16 protein-coding genes are annotated in these 18617 nt (G+C 47.1%); 13 read left to right on the forward strand and 3 right to left on the reverse strand.

Annotated features, from left to right (window positions below; all coding sequences use genetic code 11):
* Window positions 1–90: 90 nt before the first annotated feature.
* The 11 genes from CZ379_RS05280 (at window position 91) to CZ379_RS05330 (ending at window position 13434) form a co-directional block, all read left to right on the forward strand.
* Window positions 91–3024 (forward strand): glycosyl hydrolase 115 family protein, encoded by a 2934-nt coding sequence (locus tag CZ379_RS05280; protein ID WP_110930705.1) that lies wholly within the window; start codon window positions 91–93, stop codon window positions 3022–3024.
* Between the two features lie 283 nt (window positions 3025–3307).
* Window positions 3308–4276, forward strand: coding sequence for an AAA family ATPase (locus CZ379_RS05285; protein ID WP_110930706.1), 969 nt, complete (start codon window positions 3308–3310; stop codon window positions 4274–4276).
* A gap of 8 nt (window positions 4277–4284) precedes the next feature.
* Window positions 4285–5376 carry a DUF58 domain-containing protein gene (locus tag CZ379_RS05290; RefSeq protein ID WP_110930707.1) on the forward strand — a complete coding sequence of 364 codons (1092 nt, stop codon included), beginning with the start codon at window positions 4285–4287 and terminating at the stop codon, window positions 5374–5376.
* A gap of 81 nt (window positions 5377–5457) precedes the next feature.
* Window positions 5458–6798, forward strand: coding sequence for a DUF4129 domain-containing protein (locus CZ379_RS05295; protein ID WP_110930708.1), 1341 nt, complete (start codon window positions 5458–5460; stop codon window positions 6796–6798).
* Window positions 6799–7021: 223 nt separating this feature from the next.
* Window positions 7022–7306: an alpha/beta-type small acid-soluble spore protein gene (locus CZ379_RS05300; protein WP_110930709.1), complete on the forward strand. Its 285-nt coding sequence runs from the start codon at window positions 7022–7024 to the stop codon at window positions 7304–7306.
* A gap of 370 nt (window positions 7307–7676) precedes the next feature.
* Window positions 7677–8594: an HPr(Ser) kinase/phosphatase gene (hprK, locus tag CZ379_RS05305; RefSeq protein WP_110930710.1), complete on the forward strand. Its 918-nt coding sequence runs from the start codon at window positions 7677–7679 to the stop codon at window positions 8592–8594.
* 144 nt (window positions 8595–8738) lie between these two features.
* Window positions 8739–9014 carry a DUF2564 family protein gene (locus CZ379_RS05310; protein ID WP_199925795.1) on the forward strand — a complete coding sequence of 92 codons (276 nt, stop codon included), beginning with the start codon at window positions 8739–8741 and terminating at the stop codon, window positions 9012–9014.
* Between the two features lie 466 nt (window positions 9015–9480).
* Window positions 9481–10170 carry a DNA/RNA nuclease SfsA gene (sfsA, locus tag CZ379_RS05315; protein ID WP_110930711.1) on the forward strand — a complete coding sequence of 230 codons (690 nt, stop codon included), beginning with the start codon at window positions 9481–9483 and terminating at the stop codon, window positions 10168–10170.
* 71 nt (window positions 10171–10241) lie between these two features.
* On the forward strand, window positions 10242–10658 hold the full coding sequence (locus tag CZ379_RS05320) for an Rrf2 family transcriptional regulator (protein WP_110930712.1): 417 nt from the start codon (window positions 10242–10244) through the stop codon (window positions 10656–10658).
* 106 nt (window positions 10659–10764) lie between these two features.
* Window positions 10765–11625 (forward strand): SDR family oxidoreductase, encoded by an 861-nt coding sequence (locus tag CZ379_RS05325; protein WP_110930713.1) that lies wholly within the window; start codon window positions 10765–10767, stop codon window positions 11623–11625.
* Between the two features lie 303 nt (window positions 11626–11928).
* Window positions 11929–13434 (forward strand): malate:quinone oxidoreductase, encoded by a 1506-nt coding sequence (locus tag CZ379_RS05330; protein WP_110930714.1) that lies wholly within the window; start codon window positions 11929–11931, stop codon window positions 13432–13434.
* 178 nt (window positions 13435–13612) lie between these two features.
* On the opposite strand, the gene CZ379_RS05335 is transcribed toward CZ379_RS05330, so the two are convergent.
* Window positions 13613–14803, reverse strand: a complete 1191-nt coding sequence (locus tag CZ379_RS05335) for a coenzyme F420-0:L-glutamate ligase (RefSeq protein WP_110930715.1) — start codon at window positions 14801–14803, stop codon at window positions 13613–13615.
* A 124-nt stretch (window positions 14804–14927) separates the two neighbouring features.
* Between CZ379_RS05335 and CZ379_RS05340 the strand changes: the two genes are divergently transcribed.
* On the forward strand, window positions 14928–15818 hold the full coding sequence (locus tag CZ379_RS05340) for a LysR family transcriptional regulator (protein WP_110930716.1): 891 nt from the start codon (window positions 14928–14930) through the stop codon (window positions 15816–15818).
* A 209-nt stretch (window positions 15819–16027) separates the two neighbouring features.
* Here the strand turns inward: CZ379_RS05340 and CZ379_RS05350 are convergent, their stop codons facing one another.
* A complete protein-coding gene (locus tag CZ379_RS05350) occupies window positions 16028–16909 on the reverse strand; it encodes a PhzF family phenazine biosynthesis protein (RefSeq protein ID WP_324616357.1) in 882 nt (293 codons plus the stop codon).
* 31 nt (window positions 16910–16940) lie between these two features.
* Window positions 16941–17858, reverse strand: coding sequence for a phosphatidate cytidylyltransferase (locus CZ379_RS05355; RefSeq protein ID WP_110930718.1), 918 nt, complete (start codon window positions 17856–17858; stop codon window positions 16941–16943).
* Window positions 17859–17958: 100 nt separating this feature from the next.
* Here CZ379_RS05355 and CZ379_RS05360 point away from each other — a divergent pair, with 100 nt between their 5' ends.
* On the forward strand, window positions 17959–18504 hold the full coding sequence (locus tag CZ379_RS05360; protein ID WP_110930719.1) for a C40 family peptidase: 546 nt from the start codon (window positions 17959–17961) through the stop codon (window positions 18502–18504).
* Window positions 18505–18617 lie beyond the last annotated feature (113 nt).

Here is an 18617-nt window from a genome sequence, read left to right on the forward strand (position 1 = left end):
CCTTTTAACAACTAATCTAATGTATACTTTGCTGTAATTAAATGCAGAGAGCTTAACTGGATAAAAAACAGCAGCAGAAAGGAAGTTACTATGGTATTCACGATTTCTCAAGAAATACTAAGAAATGCAACCGCTTCAAACGGCAGCACACCCATGTCAGAGGCATTGTTTTACCGGGAAGAGGAAGCTTTCAGCGGCGTGAATAAGATAGCCCAAAGGGTGATGGTTGATGTGGAGCTGGTGTTTGGTTATGCACCGCAAGCCGCCACAGACAGAAATCAGCTTGGGAAGAATGCTATTCTGTATGGAACCGTGGGCCACAGCCCCATGCTGCTCGATCTGGAAGAGAAACAACTGATTAATTTGTCAGAAATCCGGGGAAAGAGGGAAGTGTTTTTATTTCAGGTCATTGATCGTCCCTTTGAAGGCGTTGAAAAAGCCTTGGTCATTGCAGGCAGCGACAAACGCGGTACGATCTATGGTCTTTTTCATCTATCGGAGCGGCTTGGGGTTTCTCCGTTGGTGGACTGGGCAAATGTAAAGCCGCAGCGCAAAGCATCCTTTTCTTTACTTGAGGATTTAAAGTATATCTCTAAGGAACCCTCTGTTCGTTTTCGCGGCTTTTTTATCAATGATGAATGGCCGGCGTTTGGCAATTGGACGATGAAAAATTTCAGCGGGTTTAATGCAGAAATGTATGAGCATGTGTTTGAACTACTGCTGAGATTAAAAGGGAATTATCTCTGGCCGGCGATGTGGTCAGCCCGTTTCTATGATGATGGCCCTGGCCTGGCTAATGCGGAATTGGCGGATGAATACGGCGTTGTCATGGGAGCTTCTCATCATGAGCCTTGCTTGCGTTATGGAGAGGAGTATAAATATGTCCGCGGAAAGGATTCGATTTATGGAGACGCCTGGAATTTCATCACGAACCGTGAAGGGATTACGAAGTTCTGGGAAGACGGCCTGAAGCGGAGCGGCAAATATGAGAGCGTGATTACGGTCGGGATGCGGGGCGAAGCGGATACGGCCATCATGGGTAATGAAGCTACGCTGGCGGATAATATCCAGCTGCTGCGAGAGGTATTGCAGACCCAGAACCAGTTGATTCAGGAACAGGTTCATTCCAACCTATCCGAAGTACCAAGAATGCTGGCTTTATATAAAGAAGTTGAGCCGTTCTTTTACGGAGATGAAACAACTCCGGGATTGATCAACTCCGAGGAGCTTGCGGACGTCATTCTGATGCTCTGCGACGATAATCACGGCAATCTCCGAACCCTGCCAACGGAAGAAATGCGCAGCCATAAAGGCGGCTATGGGATGTATTATCATTTTGATTACCATGGCGGGCCGATTTCATATGAATGGATCAACAGCTCCTACCTCCCGAAAATCTGGGAACAGATGACAATGGCTTATGACTTCGGGGTTCGTGATCTTTGGATCGTCAATGTGGGGGATATCAGCACGCAAGAATTTCCGCTGTCGTATTTCCTGGACTTGGCCTATGACTTTGAGCAATGGGGAACGCAGGCCATCAACAAGACGGATCTATATACGAAGCAATGGATTCACAAGCAGTTTGCCGGCGTGTTCCATGAGGATGAGATGGAGAAGATCTTTGAGCTGATGACAGGTTATACCCGGATTGCCCATCAGCGCAGACCTGAACATATGAATTCAAATGTGTATCACCCGGTAAATTACAAGGAAACGGATGATATGCTGCATCGAATCGATCACCTGTTAGAGCTGGCGAATGAGCTGGTTGAGACGGTGGATGAAGCGAATTTGCCGGCTTATTTTGCGCTAGTCTACTATCCAGCAGTCGGGAACCTCAATTTGCAGAAAATGTGGCTGCTCACCGGTAAAAATCATTACAAAGCCAAGCTTGGGGAAATGGAAGCCAACAAGCTTGCGGAGCAGATTCGAGAGTGCATGAAGAAAGATAGAGAGCTTGTGGAGCAGTTCCATGCGATAGATCATGGCAGGTGGTACGGCATGGGGCTCTCTGAGCATATTGGCTTTACGCAATGGAATGAAGATGAAGCCCAGAATCCGATTCTCATGCATGTTTTGCCCGCGAATAAACCTAGATTATTGGTAAATGTAAATGGAACAACTCAGCGGAGTGAAGGAAGCGCTTGGCATATCAATAAATTAGTTATGAATGATTTTTTACAGCCGGATGTGGGGGAAGCTTCATTTACGATTTCCAGCATCAGCGATCAACCTGCGGAGTATAAGATTACATGTAATCATTCATGGTTGGCGTGTTCTAGCACAGGCGGGAGCCTGGACGGAAAAAAGAAAACCACGGAAGTCATTCAGGTAAAAATAAACCGCAGCGCAATGAATGGTGAGACCGAAGGCCATATTGTTATTGAAATGCCGGTAGGTACTTGTACAATAATGGTAAACGCGTCTAGCCCTGATTTTAATGAGCTGCCTAACATGACCTTTGTGGAAACGAACGGGTATATTTCCATAGAAGCCGAACATTATGCTCTAAACAAGGAAGCCGCCAAGGCGAATGGGAATGTTAGCAGGTTTGAGGTAATTCACGGATATGGCAAGACCTTATCCGCGGTGAAGGCTTTTCCAACAACAGAATATTTTGCGGCCGGTGAAGACGCTCCCTATCTGGAATATCATTTCTGGGTACAAGAAGGCGGAGAGTATGAAGTGGAGCTCTATATGCAGCCGTCTAATCCAGTGACAAATGAAGGGACGTTATTGTGCGCGATCCAGGTCAATGAGGAAGAGATCAGCGTAGTCAATACACTTCCTGAGGGGTATCGGGTAGATGACGGGAATTGGGCCAAGGGCGTACTTGATCACATTCGCAGGCACAGCACGGGAATCCATTGCCGGGAAGGGCGGAATACATTAAGGATTTTTGCTGTAAGTCCAGGGTTTGTATTGGAAAAGCTGGTCATTTATCCAGAAGGGAAGAAACCTGCAGACAGCTATCTGGGGCCTGCGGAAACCTATTATGTAGGTAAAAAAGGCAAGCCGTAGTTCATCCTGACTACCTATATTATTCCCCCTGCCAAAAAATAAAACAAAACTTAAAGGATTGTCTTCGGTGTATCACCGATTACAGTTCTTTATAGCAGCGTAATAAAAATTATTTAACACATCGAGGGCAGTAGACCATGATAGGTTTCTACAAGCCCTCATTTTTCTGTATATAAGCACACATGTTGGTACTTGGCATCATAAATAGAGGACATAGTGGGCTTTTTGTTATAATAATAGAAAGAAAAATATACATAACTCTAGTTATTAAGGCGGTGGAATGATGAACCTGCAGGAAGCAGTATCGATATCGAAGCAAATTCATGCCAATATCAGCCAAGTGATCGTAGGGAAGGAAGAAGTGATTGAACTGTTGCTGGCTTCCTTGTTCGGCAACGGACATGTGCTGCTGGAGGATGTGCCTGGGACGGGAAAGACGCTCATGGCCAAGGCTCTGGCTCGTTCACTGGACGGACAGTTTAAGAGAATCCAATTTACCCCCGATTTATTACCCTCTGATCTGAGCGGAATCAATTTCTATAACCAGAAGACGAGTGAGTTCGAGTTCAGACCAGGCCCAGTGTTCACTCAAGTATTGCTGGCCGATGAGATTAACCGGGCTACACCGCGAACCCAGTCCAGTCTATTGGAATGCATGGAGGAACGGCAGGTAACGATAGACGGCGTGACCCATGAACTGGCCAGACCGTTCTTCGTTATGGCTACTCAGAATCCGATCGATAACCAGGGAACGTTCCCGCTTCCCGAAGCTCAGCTTGACCGCTTCCTGATGCGTATTGAGGTCGGTTATCCTTCGTTTGAGGAGGGCGTAGACATCCTGCAGCGGTTCCAGGTGCAAAGTCCGTTGCAGGAGTTAGGCCCCGTAGCTGCTGGTGCGGAAGTTGCTGCTGCGCAGCGGTTTGTGGCCGGAATCAACGTGTCCAGGGATTTGCTGGGGTACATGGTTCGTCTTACCGAGGCGACTCGTAGACATCCTGATGTGAGGCTGGGCGCTAGCCCAAGGGCGAGCAATGCTTTGCTACGTGCCTCGCAGGGAATCGCTCTGCTTCAAGGCCGCGATTATGTCACGCCGGATGATATCAAGCGGGTTGCCGAGCCGGTGCTGGCCCATCGTTTGTTGGTGCGCCGCGGACTCCGCCTTGATGATCAGCAAGGAGATGCTGTAGTGCGTCAAGTGCTTAGTGAAGTGGAGGTTCCTGCGGAGGATATACTGACAGGAAGAGGGAAGTAGGTGGAGACATGCAATTAACCTGGTTGATTGTTAGCGCTTGCATTCTGATCGTAGTGCTGTCGCTCGTGTATCAGCGAGGGGCGTTGAGAGGGCTTACTTATACCCGTTACTTCACAAAGGATGCGGTATTCGAGGGGGATACGGTTGAAATGGTGGAGGTTATCTCCAATGCGAAATGGCTGCCGCTCCCCTGGCTGCGATTGGAGTCGAGCATCCAAACTGGGCTCCGGTTCGGTGACCAGGCTAACCTGGATATTTACTCCGGTGATATTTATCAGAACCATATTAGTCTGTTTTATCTCCGCCCTTACCGCCGGATCAAGAGACATCATCAGGTGATATGCGCGGGGCGCGGCCTCTTCCGCCTCGATTCGGCTACGCTGACGACAGGCGATCCGCTAGGGCTAAGCTCCAAGGCACAGAAATTTCCGCTTCATCTGGAGCTGCTGGTCTATCCACAAATCTTGGCTTTGCAGGAACTGCCCCTGCCGAATCATAGCTGGATTGGGGAACTGGCAGTGCAGCGCTGGATTGTGGAGGATCCGTTCTTGACCTCGGGGATCCGCGAATACCGTCCTGGAGATGCCATGGGATCGATCAACTGGAAGGCCACCGCTCGCACGGGAACATTGCAGGTTCATAAGCGGGACTATACGGCCGATCATCGGTTAATCATCTGTCTCAATCTAGAGGATAGCGATACAATGTGGCGCAATATTAATGATCCGGAGCGGATTGAGCTAGGGATCAGGTATGCGGCTACCGTGGCTGATCAGGCGCTGCGCAGCGGGATTGAGACGGGCTTCATCTGCAATGGTCATCTAATCGATGGACCAAGACAATCTGTCCGCATCGATCCCTCCGCTGCTGCGGGCCAGTTTGAGCTCTTGCTGACGACATTGGCCAGACTGGTTCTCGACCGAACGGTCTCCATGCCGACCTTGCTCGAAGAGGTGCTAAGTGAGGAGCCCGTAGATACGGATTATTTACTGATTACCTGCCATCAGGGCGAGAAGCTGAGCAAGGCAGCCGATCAGCTGTTGTGGCGGGGAAACGGAATGGAATGGATGATTATTCCCGAAATCGAACCTATGTTTTAATTAAGCTGCAATGCTTTTGTAGAGCACTCACTAAAAGCCATAGGAATATGGTGGAAATGACGGCGATGGAGGGCATTTCTAATGGAAAATGGGGGTAACACGTACATAATAAGAACATTGAAACTATGCTTGTCCTGCCTTGGCGAGATAGTGGTGCTGATGCCGCTCTATCTTGCTGCAGTTATCCTGCTGAGCCCGCGGTTTTTGCCCTTAGGCTGGATGGTGATCCTGCCGTTTATTTCTTCTCTCGGTGCAGCTATTTACAGTTATGTACCGGTTTTGTGGAAAAAGCTTGGGATCGCAGTCCTGATTGGTGCTGCGTGTGCCGCTATTTTTATAGGAACTGGAGCAGGGGGACTGTCCTCCATGATCGGCCTCGGCGCGGCGATGTTTGCGCTGCAAGGGATGACGGCTGCCTCACGGGTAGGGGAAGCCAGGCTGTACTGGTTTGGGACTGCGCTATATTTTGTCGCTGGAATCGCTTATTCAAGAATTGCTCTGCTGCGTGGAGAGCTTGGTCTGATTACTTGGCTGGGTGCGGCCTGCCTGGGGATTGCGCTGCTCGTGACAAATTTTAAATACTTGCGTTATACAACGTTGGCTAATGAATCAGCGTCTCCGCTGCCAAGGGGCTTGCGCCGGCATAATACCTTTTTTATCATCATCATTTTTGGACTCATTGTTCTGTTTGCAGCGGGGGCTGGGCGTTGGATCGGTCATATGCTGCTGGAAATCATCAGATATATCGTCGCCTGGATTACGCAATCATCCGGAGAACCGGAGGCGCCGCGGCCGGCAGAAGTCCAGGAGCCACCGATGATGTTTATTCCGGGGGAAGCGCAAAAGCCGGGTCTGTTATCGCAGATTCTGGATATTCTCTTCTATTTGATCGGCGGCGCAGTGGTTGCGGCCGTAGTCGTATTTGTACTTTATTGGTTGTATAAAAATACAGGGGGCGTCTGGAAACGGAGTATCGACCGCTTGCTGGCCCTGCTGCGCCGACAGGATCGGGCTGGCGAAAGCGCAGGCTATCGCGATGAGGAGAGCTCGATCTTCTCTTGGGAGGAAAAGCGGCAGAAATGGGGTCAATGGAGGGATGCGCTGGCCTGGTTCGGCAAGCGCCAGGAGCGATACGAGGATATGCACAGCAATCCAGAGAGAGTACGCTTTTTGTATCGGCATTTTCTCTTAGCCAGGCTCAATGAAGGCTATGAATGGAAGCCTGGGCTTACTCCGTTGGAAATGACTCGGGATATGCTGCTCCATGATGATAAGAAGAAGGATCAGAGAAGGAAGCCTGGGCAGGCCGGCCACAAGGCCGCTATAGCGCCGCTAATCAAGCTTTATTACCGGGTTAGATACGGTGGACAGGAGCCTGATGATGAAGAGGTAGCTAACATAAGACGGATGTTGAATTTATGATTGAATAACCGGTTACTTTTTGGAGTTGCGGGAAAGTCAGAAATAAAAGAGGTGTCTGCTGCACTGTACTATTTGTAAAAGCGAATAATCGAGGTGTGGAAATGGATGGCTCTATTTTTCACGAATTAACGATAAAGGTCAGTGTGCACAAAAGAAGTGGATCAGAATGATTGTTGCGGCTTCCGGGCATGTTAGGGAAAAAGCATAAGGGGTGTTCATCGAAATGGCAAGGAGAAGAAGGAGATATGTCGTGCCAGGAGCAGAAGAAGGCATGCAGGCTTTTAAAGCAGACGTGATGAGGCGCGAAGGATATACTGTGGATCCCAATCGGCCAGACGATGTCAAATATGAAGTAGCCGAGGAGCTAGGGGTTCCTTTACAGCCTGGGGGGAATGGCGATTTGAAGACGGAGTCGGTCGGTCAGGTAGGCGGTAAAATTGGCGGCTCCATGGTCAGGGAAATGGTTCGGCTTGCGGAGCAGCAGCTGGCGAAGAAGAATCTAAACTGAACTGTATCGCAAATCGTGGCAGTAAAAAGTTTAACCAACAAACTAATAAAAACTGACCGTTGCAAAACTTAAGTCTGCATGGTCAGTTTTTTTCGTTACAGCCTTTTTAAGAACTATATTCATGATTAACATGATATCGCCCTCTGCAATAAGCTTCCCTTTTGAAGTGCAAAAATATAGTCTACATAACGCGCGGACAAGTTGATATCATGCTCCGCCAACTACTTCTCCATTCGCCCGTTTGTTCCGCAAATCCCCTTCTAAAGACTATAACTTGCAGGAACAAGCCTACCGAGTGTTGAATATATCCCAGATCGCGTATTGAATATCAGGCGTATTCAGGGCGCCTTAGCCGCAGGAGGAGTACGACATGAAGACGATCACTGTTCAAAAATTGAAGGATACATTTCAATTGGAGGTTCTTGCGGGAGCGAGCCGCATGGATCGCGAAGTTACCCGTCCACGAACGCACAGGCCTGGGCTGGAGTTTGTAGGGTACTTTGATTTTTTTCCTATGAACCGAGTTCAGGTGCTCGGCCGCAAGGAAATTACCTATTTATTGACGCTTAGCGTAGAGGAGCGCAAGCTACATATCGGAAATATCGTTAAATATCATCCGCCATGCTTTATTGTGACGTCAGGGCAGCAGGAGATCCCCTATTTGATCCTATTCTGTGAGCAGGAGGGCATTCCGCTGCTGCGGACGGCGGAGACAACGACGGAATTTATCGCCAAGCTGGACAGCTATCTTATCAAGGCGCTTGCGCCGGAAATATCGATCCACGGAGTGTGTGTAAATGTATCAGGCATAGGTATCTTGCTCCGAGGCAAATCAGGGATTGGCAAAAGCGAAACAGCCCATACGCTCATCCGCAGAGGCCACCGATTCGTAGCCGACGACATTGTGGTGCTTAAGAAGCTTGGTCCAGCGACACTACTCGGGACACATAATGAGACCACGCGTGAGTTTCTCGCGCTGCGTAGTGTTGGCCTGATTAATGTTGTCCGCCAGTACGGACGCAGGGCTTTTCAGGACGAGACGCGAATTGTACTCGATATTGAATTAGCTCCATGGCAGGAGAATTCTTTGAATAATGAGCTGGAGGTGGAGTCCCAGTTCACGGAGTATCTAGGCGTTAAGATACCACATATCGAAGTCCAGCTTCAGCCGGGACGTGACGTCGCCGGTCTGATTGAGGCGGCGGCGAACAATTGGTACCTTAAGCAGCTCGGCTACAGTGCTGTTGATGAGTTCATGAAACGGATCGAGAACGAAATGCAGTCGTAGCATAGCATAGTGCGGTGTGAAATTTAGCGCTGGTGGATGAATCCTTCTCATCTGTGGTAGAGTGCTTGAATGCATATTTTTAGAACTACTTACAATACTATGCCAAGGATGACTAATCTTATTGGCAAAGGAATGATGTATAAATTGGCTAAGCACTCAGGCGAAAGTTGGAAAAAGGATCATCCAAGCACTCTGCTGGGCTATTCGGTTCAAAAGGCAGATCGTGCAGTAAAGCAAGCGATGTCGCATCCGGAGGATACTACAGTCGAGCATGCATCTAATTCAATTTCTCATGCAGAAAACGCACTCCTGAATGCAGAGCAACACAATGAGCATATGGATATCGTTGAGCAAAACAGGGAGCAGTTAGAGCAGGTGAAGGGGCAGTTGCAGGAAGTTCAAGAGAGTGTGGACGATTAGTTATATGAGCTGTGGCAACAGTTGAAGGGGCTGAAGCTTCGGCCCTTTTCTCTAGAAAAGGCTTGTATGTAGCTCATCTCACATAAGCTACGTGTACTACGCTGCTGCACATTAGATGGATTGCATGTATCTAATTAGGCTCGAAACGAATGTTTCAGAGAATAGATGGATTTGATGCGCCTAAAATCAAGAATCGTGCCATGATCAGCCATACCCCTTCTTTTAAAATCATGAAATCCATTTAAATCTACAATTCCTTCTATACCGTAAAGACTAACGACCACAAATCCATTTATAATAAGTGAATTATTGAAATGGGTGTGGGGCAGTCCAGGCGTGTATTTAAATTGGGTGAAGATGCCATAACTCCTCTACGAGGAGTTGTGGCTATTGGCATATCTGGTAGACTATAAATAAATCGCTCTGACGTGCGGAGATGATATGCTTAGAAGTAGAAGGTGAACCTATGAAATATGGCAAGGTTGTCCATGGCCGATTGGTCAGGCGTGTAAATCGATTCATTGCCGAGGTTATTATTGATGGGCTTAAGGAACAGGTACATATCAAAAATACCGGCCGCTTAAAGGAGCTGCTTCAACCGGAGGCGGAAGTCTTGCTGGAACGGAGTGATAATCCGAATCGCAGGACAAGGTATTCACTGATCGCCGCCGCTAAACATGGTGCTTGGGTTAATATTGATTCTCAAGCTCCGAATACAGTTGCCTTTGAGGCGTTTAAAGAGGGGAGGATCAAGGAATTTGGCGGATTGCCTTCGATAAGAAGGGAAGTTGCTTATAAGAATTCCCGATTTGATCTTTATGTTGAACAAGATGGTAGGAAGGGATTTGTAGAAGTTAAAGGCGTAACCCTTGAGAGCAATGGAATAGCGTTGTTTCCAGATGCGCCGACCTCCAGGGGAACGAAACATGTATTGGAATTGATCCAAGCTATACATGAAGGCTACTCTGGTACAATCCTGTTCGTTGTACAAATGAAAGGCTGCCACGCCTTTATGCCCAACCGTGAAATGGATCCTGCCTTTGCGAATGCTTTATTGGAGGCGTCGCGTCATGGGGTGCAGATTCTGGCCTATGACTCGATTGTTAAAGAAGATGAGCTGATCCTGGATCAGGTGCTTCCAGTTTATTTATATTAGAAGTTTGGAATATTAGCGAATTGACATTGTTTTTCGAAGTAACTATAATGGTTACAACGGTGGTGATACAAATGAAGCAAATTAGTACGCGCTTTTCAATTGCAGTGCATGCCCTGTCCTTAATTGCCATGAGCCCGAATGACTGTACTGGAGATTTCATTGCGGGGAGCGTTAATACGAATCCCGTGATTATCCGAAGAATTATTGGGATGTTAAAAAAGGAGGGGTTAGTAGACGTCCGCCCAGGGGTAGGCGGCGCTTCTTTGCTTAAAAGTCCCGACCAAATTACACTCCTTGATGTTTACCGTGCTGTGAACGCGACGGAGAAGGATCAATTGTTCCGCATTCATGATGAGCCCAATATCAAGTGCCCGGTTGGACGGAATATTGAACATGTCCTGCAGACGGAGCTGAGAGACGCCCAATCCGTCATGGAGCAAAGGCTGGCTCAGACTACTTTGGATGATCTAATTATTAAATTTCAATAGACCACAAATCATCTTTGAATAACGTCGATAGACGTTTTTCTTATACACCAGTTGTAACCACTATAGTTATAACTAGTCAAATTACAACTAAAACGGAGGAATCAAAATGAAAATTTTAGTGACAGGCGCAACAGGCAAACTGGGATCAAAAGTGGTAAATACACTCCTGCAAACCGTATCGGCAGATCAACTGGCGGTTAGTGTTCGCAATCCGGAGAAAGCAACAGAGTTAAAAAGACTCGGCATCGAAGTTCGACAGGGGGATTTTGATCATCCAGATACATTGGATGCTGCATTCTCCGGAATTGACCGCTTGTTGATCATTTCTGCAGACGGGGACAACGAAACAAGAATTCGTCAACACGGAAATGCGGTGGATGCCGCAAAGCGTGCCGGAGTAAAGTTCATTGCTTATACTAGCGTAGCAAACGCAAGGGAGAGCAAGAATTTCCTAGCTCCGACTCACAAAGCAACAGAAGAAATGATTTTGGCAACAGGCATTCCTTACTCCTTCTTGCGCAATAACTGGTATCTGGAAAATGAATTGTCGACCATCCAAGGCGTATTGGCAGGAGCACCATGGGTAATATCGGCAGGCTCCGGAAAAGTAGGCTGGGCAGTTCAGCAGGACTATGCGGACGCAGCAGCGGCAGTTCTTACAGGAAAAGGGCATGAGCATACGACCTATGAGTTGTCTGGTAAACTGCTTACGCAGGAGGAATTCGCATCCATGCTTGGAACCGTCCTCGGCAAGCAAGTTCCCGTGCAGCAGGTGGACGATACGGCTTACGGCAACATCATGAAGGAAGCGGGTGTGCCGGACTTCGTCATCCCGATGCTCGTTGAGATTCAAAAGGGCATTCGGGAAGGCACATTGGAGGTCGAAAGCAATGATTTTGAAAAGCTGCTCGGTCGTCCGCTTACTTCGATTCATGAAGCGCTGAATGAACTGGTTAAGGATAACTGATTATACATGATAAAATAAAGAATTTTAAAAGACGACCCTTCTGAGTCTGAAATAGAAAGGTCGTCTTTTAGTTGCAGCTGTCATATTTTGCGACAAGGCATCAATCTTTAATTCTAATTAGCTAAAATTTATCATATTATAGTAAATAAATATTTAAAACTATCAATAATATTGTTACACTAGGATCAGATAATAATCGATCCAGAAAAGGTGTGTGACTAGGTTCCGCCTGGCTTGCTGTGACGCCTATGCAGGAGCGCCTACATCCTTTCTGCAAATTTTAGCATATAAGGGACGGTAAGAATGAGTAACAGACAAAATACAAATGTTATCTTAATTGGTGCCGGAATTATGAGTGCAACTTTGGGAACGCTGCTGAAGGAATTAGTACCGGATTGGGAAATTACAGTGTTTGAGAAGCTTGCAAGTGCAGGAGAGGAAAGCTCTAACGAATGGAATAATGCAGGTACGGGGCATGCCGCGCTGTGCGAGCTTAACTACACCACCGAGAAATCGGACGGATCGGTAGATATTAGCAAAGCGATCAAAATTAATGAGCAATTTCAGGCTTCCATGCAGTTTTGGTCTTATTTAGTGAACAGCAGTCTGATTCGCAATCCGCGGGATTTTATCGCACCATTGCCTCATATGAGCTTTGTGCAGGGAGAGCAGAATGTAATGTTTTTGAAGAAGCGTTTTAAAGCGCTATCAAGAAACCCTCTGTTTCAGGAAATGGAGTTTTCGGAGAACCGGGAGAAGTTGATGGAATGGATTCCGCTGATGATGAAAAACCGCCTACCCAATGAGCCTATAGCGGCAACGAGAATGGAATGTGGAACGGATGTCAACTTTGGCGCTTTGACGCGATTATTGTTTGATCACTTAAAGAATAATGATGTCGATATAAAATATAAACATAGCGTAGAACAACTTAAACGCACCAGCGATGGCTTGTGGGAACTGAAAGTACGGAAGGTCGATAGCGGCACCGTCTTACGTCAAACTGCTAAATTCGTTTTTATCGGCGGCGGGGGAGGGAGTCTCCATTTACTGCAAAAATCCGGTATTCCGGAAGGAAAGCATATCGGAGGATTCCCGGTCAGCGGAATATTTATGGCGTGCAATAATCCAGACGTCGTTGCGCAGCATCATGCCAAAGTATACGGAAAGGCTAAGGTGGGTGCACCGCCGATGTCGGTTCCACATCTGGATACAAGATATATCGACAACAAAAAGTCGTTGTTGTTTGGGCCGTTTGCCGGCTTCTCGCCAAAGTTTCTGAAATCCGGTTCCATGTTCGATTTAATCACCTCCGTAAAACCGGATAATCTCGTTACGATGTTATCGGCTGGCGCGAAGAATGTTCCATTGACCAAATACTTGATCCAGCAAGTAATGTTATCGAAGGAAAAACGGATGGAAGAGCTGCGGGAATTTATCCCGAACGCCAACATCGAGGATTGGGATCTGGTAGTGGCCGGCCAACGTGTGCAGGTGATTAAAGACACGGATGCCGGCAAAGGCACGCTTCAATTCGGTACGGAAGTCATTTGTTCTGCCGACGGCTCGATCGCCGCATTGCTCGGCGCTTCTCCGGGGGCATCCACCGCAGTGTCTGTCATGCTTGAGGTCATTACCAAATGCTTCCCCCAGCATATCGAAGCATGGGAACCGAAAATCAAGGAAATGATACCCTCGTACGGCGTGTCCTTATTAGAACACCCAGCTCTTATCCGAGAGCTGCATGAATCAACATCGAGGGCGCTTGCTCTTGGTGGTGAAGGCCTTTCGGTTGAGCTGCATGCATAGCTCTATTCTAGGAAAAGGTAAGATCATTGATGCAGAGAAGGGCATCATAGAATATACGATTATGTGGTCAGCGTTATAATTATGATGCGGTGTAACTGAAAAGAGAGACGACCAGCGGTTTTCGCACGGTTGTCTCTCTGTTTGAGTTAGGGATTATTTCTTAGCCAATGCTAGCCCATTACTTTGTAAAGTTATCAAAATAGCCTTGGATATAGACGATCGGCGTACCTTTATCCCCGCTTCCCGAGGTCAGGTCGGAGAGGGAGCCGATGAGATCCGTAAGCTTTCTAGGCGTAGTGCCTTGGGCTTCCATCGAGCCGACAAGGTCATCATTTTTATTGCTAATGTATTCCGAGATGGCCTGCTTAAGCTCGTCGCCGCTTAAATCAGCAAAGTTGTTATCCGCGAGATATTTCAGCTTGATTTCATTTGGTGTTCCATCAAGCCCTGAAGTGTAAGCTGGAGATACAACTGGATCAGCCAGCTCCCATATTTTCCCCACAGGATCTTTGAAGGCACCATCACCATAAATCATGACTTCCACGTTTTTACCGGTCTTCTCTTTAAAAATCTGCTGGATCTTATCGACAGTCGGCTGGCAGTTGCGTGGAAAGAGCTTAATTTCATCCTCCGTAGACTTATTAGACCCCAACAGGCCGTACTCTTCATTAAATCCGCTGTTATCAATGGATTCTGCTAGAATATCGCCCAGACTATATATTTTCTCCCCGCCATTTGCTTTGAGAATTCTAGCTGTTCTTAAACGGGAATGGATGTCGCAAGTCAATACATTTTTGGTATGGTCTAGAATGGTCTTCGGGTTGTTGGAGAAAATAACCTCGCATTCCGCACCTTGTTCTTCCACTAATGATTTATAGTAATCAATATAGTCTATGCCTGTAAACGTATGCTTATTGTAGCCAAAGAGCTCGCGGAATTGCGCTTCTGTCAGAACATCGGTCCAGGGATTGACGCCTTTTTCGTCAAGCATGTCGAGATCGACTAAGTGATTTCCCACCTCATCGGATGGATAGCTCAGCATGAGCACGATCTTCTTAACCCCTTTGGCAATGCCACGGAGACAGACAGCAAAGCGATTTCGGCTTAAAATAGGAAAAATAACGCCGACCGTTTCGTCGCCGAATTTGGACTGAACATCTTTGGCAATATGGTCGATCGTCGCGTAATTGCCTTGTGCGCGGGCGACGATGGATTCTGTGATCGAAACAATATCTTTATCTTGGATTGGGAAGCCCTCAACTTGAGCGGCTTGCAGCACGCTATCTACAACGATATTCTCTATATTATCCCCTCGCTTGATGATTGGGCAACGGAGACCTCTAACTACTGTTCCAACTACTCTTTCCAAAACATTCAGCTCCTTAGGATGATAAAGTTTATCTACATTATCTAACCACCTACTTGTAATATACATCAGTGAAGTGGTATAAGTTAAATTAATATATCGAATATAGGGTATAAGGTGTGGTTATATGATAAGCAAATTAGACTTATACAAAGTTTTCAATAAGGTCGCGAAGAGCGCAAGCTTTTCCAAAGCAGCTAAAGAGCTGTATATGACCCAACCGGCGGTTAGTCAGGCAATCATGCAGCTAGAAAAGGATTTAAATACACGACTCTTTAATCGGACGCCTAAAGGGGCATCTTTGACTGATGAAGGGAGTCTGCTTTTTGAATACGTAAATTCAGCCATGAATCTGCTGCAGACGGGGGAGGAAAAGATACTAGAATTCCAAAACTTAACGGCCGGCGAATTGAAAATTGGTGTAGGGGATACGATTTCCAGGTATTTCCTGCTCCCTTATTTGGAGGCCTTCCATAATAAATACCCTAATATTAAATTTAATATTGTAAATGGGACGACTTTAGAACTTTGTTCGATTTTAAAATCAGGCGAGGTAGACATTTCTATATGCAACCTGCCCATTGACGATTCCTCATTGGAAGTGAGACCCTGCTTTGATATCCAGGATACGTTTGTTTATGGAGAGAGGTTTGCGGAAATCCTGTCTCAGCCGATCAGTCTTCAGGAATTAGTGAAGCTACCGCTGATATTTCTGGAAACGAAATCAAATTCCCGAATTTATGTCGAGGACTATATGATCTCGAAGGGGATCAAGATTGCGCCAGAGTTTGAATTGGGATCACATGACTTATTATTGCAGTTTGCCAAGATTAACTTAGGAGTCGCGTGTGTGACACGGGAGTTCTCCCAAGAATATCTATCGAAGGGGTTACTATATGAAGCTCAACTGTTAGAGGATATTCCCGGGAGGAGTATAGGCGTATGCAATATAAAAAGCGTGTCCCTATCGCCGGCGGCCACAAAATTCGTCGAGCTATTGGAAAATAAGCAAGCATAAATAGCTATCTATTCCATTGAGAATAGATAGCTTTAACTTCATTAAGGGGCTGGAGAGCTTCGTCTTCGCCATCTTCGCCATTATAGCGTGCCCTTTGGCGTGCGCTGCACGAACTTCTTGAAATTAGGAACGTCGGGGACTCGCTTGTGGTGAGTGAGAAGCTTTTTATCGCTGATGATCCACGTATGGCTGGATGAGTTTTTGCGGCACTACAGCCATTCGCCCTTGGCGACGAGGAATACCTGCCCACCCACGTTGATATCGTAAGCGCCGCCACGCATTGCTGCATCGATGTGCAGGAGGGAAGGGCGGCCAACAGCGTATCCTTGCTCCACGCGAAGCCGAATCTCGCTACTCCCCAGGAATTCGTGCTTTAACAGGTAGCCTGCCAGATTTCCGTTGGCGCTGCCGGTAGCGGGGTCTTCATAGTATCCCGTATCATTGACGAATACCCGTACATGCAAATCATTCTGCTCATAAAGTGTTTCAGCCGTAAACACAAGGAGATTCGCATTTGCCACATCATTCAGGAACGCCTTATATTTTCTAGGGTCAATGGCACAGGCTTGAGCAGCCTCCAGGCTTCTTAAAGGGACAATGACGGATGGTAGGCCTGTGGAGGAGACATGAATCGGGAACCGCGTATCAATCTCTTTAATATTAATTTGAAGCAAATCAGCAATTATCGCGGGTTCAAGCGCATCCCCAAAAGCAGGCTGCTTCTGCTTCATCCATAGCTCATGATCCGAATCTTCATCGATGGTTACATGAATCTGTCCCACTCCGAGATTCAGTTTAATATGTCTGCTTCGGTGTGGATCAAGCCGGTGATGAATGACAAATGCTGTTCCTAGGGAAGGATGCCCCGCAAAAGGAATTTCCATGTCCGGGGTAAAAATGCGAACAGGATAGCCGCTGTCTTCCTGTTTGTCCGACATAATAAAAGCCGTCTCGGAAAAGTTGATTTCCCTGGCAATCTGTTGCATCTCCGTCGTTGTCAGTTCCTGCCTCGGCAGAAGGACAGCAAGTTGATTGCCTTGATATTTTTGTTCCGCAAATACATCGACAATATAGAAATCCACAGTAAGCATCTCCTTGGATAAATGTGTTTGGGGTATATGACTACATGAAATCAAAGAAATAACGGATAACATGGAAAAATACCGGCGAGGTATAGGCAAGACTATCCACCCGGCTGAGATAGCTTATCTTGAGTTCATCCAACTTATTGTCATCGCCGATTAACAAATCCCGCTTCAGCACGGAAACTGTCAAGCTGCCGAAGAAGCCGCTCAAGCTGATCAGCATGCCCGAGAACACCCCGAACATAGAACCAAGCGGCGTCAGATAGGGGTGAATCAGAAACGCTGTCCCGGTCGTAACCAGAAATGCGAAGGCGAACCCCTCCCAGGTCAGATGGGGGTTGGCTGTAGGAACCACCTTGCGTTTGCCGAAATAGATCGACGCCAGATGGTGTGCCACATCATTCAGCTGTGTTAACACGACTAGAAACAATACCAATCCGGCGCCGTATTCCGGCGTGGCAAATTGGAAGTAAGCGAGGTGGCTCAGCCCGAACACCATTAGCATAAGCCCCCACTGAGTAGAGCTGACGCTGCGCAGGAAGCCGACCGTTCCTTTGTTGATTAATCGCGGCAGCGGCAGAAATAGGAATACATAGATCGGGATAAAGATAATGAACATTCCGTACCACTCGATGTAGATCCAGTAAAATTGCACCGGAATGGATAAATAAGCCCACAGATATAGCCTGCGGTCGGCTTTCCTGGAGCGGATCATGGAGAAGTACTCCTTCAAAGCGAAGAAGGTGAGCACCATGAGGGAGAGAAGCGACACGACCGGGTTGAACAGGGTAGCCAAACAGAAGATGACGAACATGCCCCACCAAGTTTTGATTTTGGTGCCAATGGCCGCGTAGTCTTTGTTTGGCTGTATTTTTCTTAACACATAGTAAATGACGTGAATGGCCGATAGCGCTATAAAAATAACAGTTAAAGTGATTAGCGAGCTGTAATTCATTGCCAATACCACCAACCTATCATGAGGTAGGATCTCCCACGGGGGCGATCATATGTTATTATGAAGGAACAATTCAATTTTGATAAGGGGAATATCGTAAATGGCAGCTGATCGATCGGTTTTTATTTTGCTTACGAATACCGGGACGCTTTTTACGAAGATCATAAAAGGTTATACGAGAGCGCCATACAATCACGCTTCGATATCCTTCAACCGGGAGCTGTCGGAGATGTACAGCTTCGGAAGGAAGAATCCCAACAACCCGCTGAACGGGGGGTTCGTGAAGGAGGATATTAAGACAGGGACTTTCAGCAAATACCCGAATACGACCTGTGTCATTTATGAGCTTAAGGTATCGGAACGCGAAGTGGAGAAGATGAAGCGGGTACTGCATATCTTTATTCGCAGCCGCAATAAATATCTATATAACATTCTGGGCGTAGTTGGTATCGCTCTGAAGGAACCTGTGGAATTTAGCAACTCCTACTTTTGTTCGCAATTCGTTGCGGAAATACTGGACAGGTCAGGCATCAAGCTGTGGAACAAGCTGCCGGCTCTCGTGACGCCGGATGATTTTCGGCAGAGCGACCGACTTCATTTAATCTATGAAGGAAAATTAAGCGAGTATGGGCCGGAGCGGTTGTAAATTGAACAGTGTGCCTTGCTCCAATTGCGGCAATAAGCATATTTAATGGGTGAAACCGTACTTGAACTGGGGTACGGTTTTTGGCTATTTCTAAAGCGAGGAAATTGGAATGG

The sequence above is a fragment of the Paenibacillus bouchesdurhonensis genome, from assembly GCF_900155685.1.
Lineage (GTDB): Bacteria > Bacillota > Bacilli > Paenibacillales > Paenibacillaceae > Fontibacillus > Fontibacillus bouchesdurhonensis.

Bases quoted from the DNA above. Each gene is read 5' to 3' on its own strand.
- CZ379_RS05280 (WP_110930705.1), top strand. From the start codon at position 91: ATGGTATTCACGATTTCTCAAGAAATACTAAGAAATGCAACCGCTTCA.
- CZ379_RS05285 (WP_110930706.1), top strand. From the start codon at position 3,308: ATGAACCTGCAGGAAGCAGTATCGATATCGAAGCAAATTCATGCCAAT.
- CZ379_RS05290 (WP_110930707.1), top strand. From the start codon at position 4,285: ATGCAATTAACCTGGTTGATTGTTAGCGCTTGCATTCTGATCGTAGTG.
- CZ379_RS05295 (WP_110930708.1), top strand. From the start codon at position 5,458: ATGGAAAATGGGGGTAACACGTACATAATAAGAACATTGAAACTATGC.
- CZ379_RS05300 (WP_110930709.1), top strand. From the start codon at position 7,022: ATGGCAAGGAGAAGAAGGAGATATGTCGTGCCAGGAGCAGAAGAAGGC.
- hprK (WP_110930710.1), top strand. From the start codon at position 7,677: ATGAAGACGATCACTGTTCAAAAATTGAAGGATACATTTCAATTGGAG.
- sfsA (WP_110930711.1), top strand. From the start codon at position 9,481: ATGAAATATGGCAAGGTTGTCCATGGCCGATTGGTCAGGCGTGTAAAT.
- CZ379_RS05320 (WP_110930712.1), top strand. From the start codon at position 10,242: ATGAAGCAAATTAGTACGCGCTTTTCAATTGCAGTGCATGCCCTGTCC.
- CZ379_RS05325 (WP_110930713.1), top strand. From the start codon at position 10,765: ATGAAAATTTTAGTGACAGGCGCAACAGGCAAACTGGGATCAAAAGTG.
- CZ379_RS05330 (WP_110930714.1), top strand. From the start codon at position 11,929: ATGAGTAACAGACAAAATACAAATGTTATCTTAATTGGTGCCGGAATT.
- CZ379_RS05340 (WP_110930716.1), top strand. From the start codon at position 14,928: ATGATAAGCAAATTAGACTTATACAAAGTTTTCAATAAGGTCGCGAAG.
- CZ379_RS05350 (WP_324616357.1), bottom strand. From the start codon at position 16,909: ATGCTTACTGTGGATTTCTATATTGTCGATGTATTTGCGGAACAAAAA.
- CZ379_RS05355 (WP_110930718.1), bottom strand. From the start codon at position 17,858: ATGAATTACAGCTCGCTAATCACTTTAACTGTTATTTTTATAGCGCTA.
- CZ379_RS05360 (WP_110930719.1), top strand. From the start codon at position 17,959: ATGGCAGCTGATCGATCGGTTTTTATTTTGCTTACGAATACCGGGACG.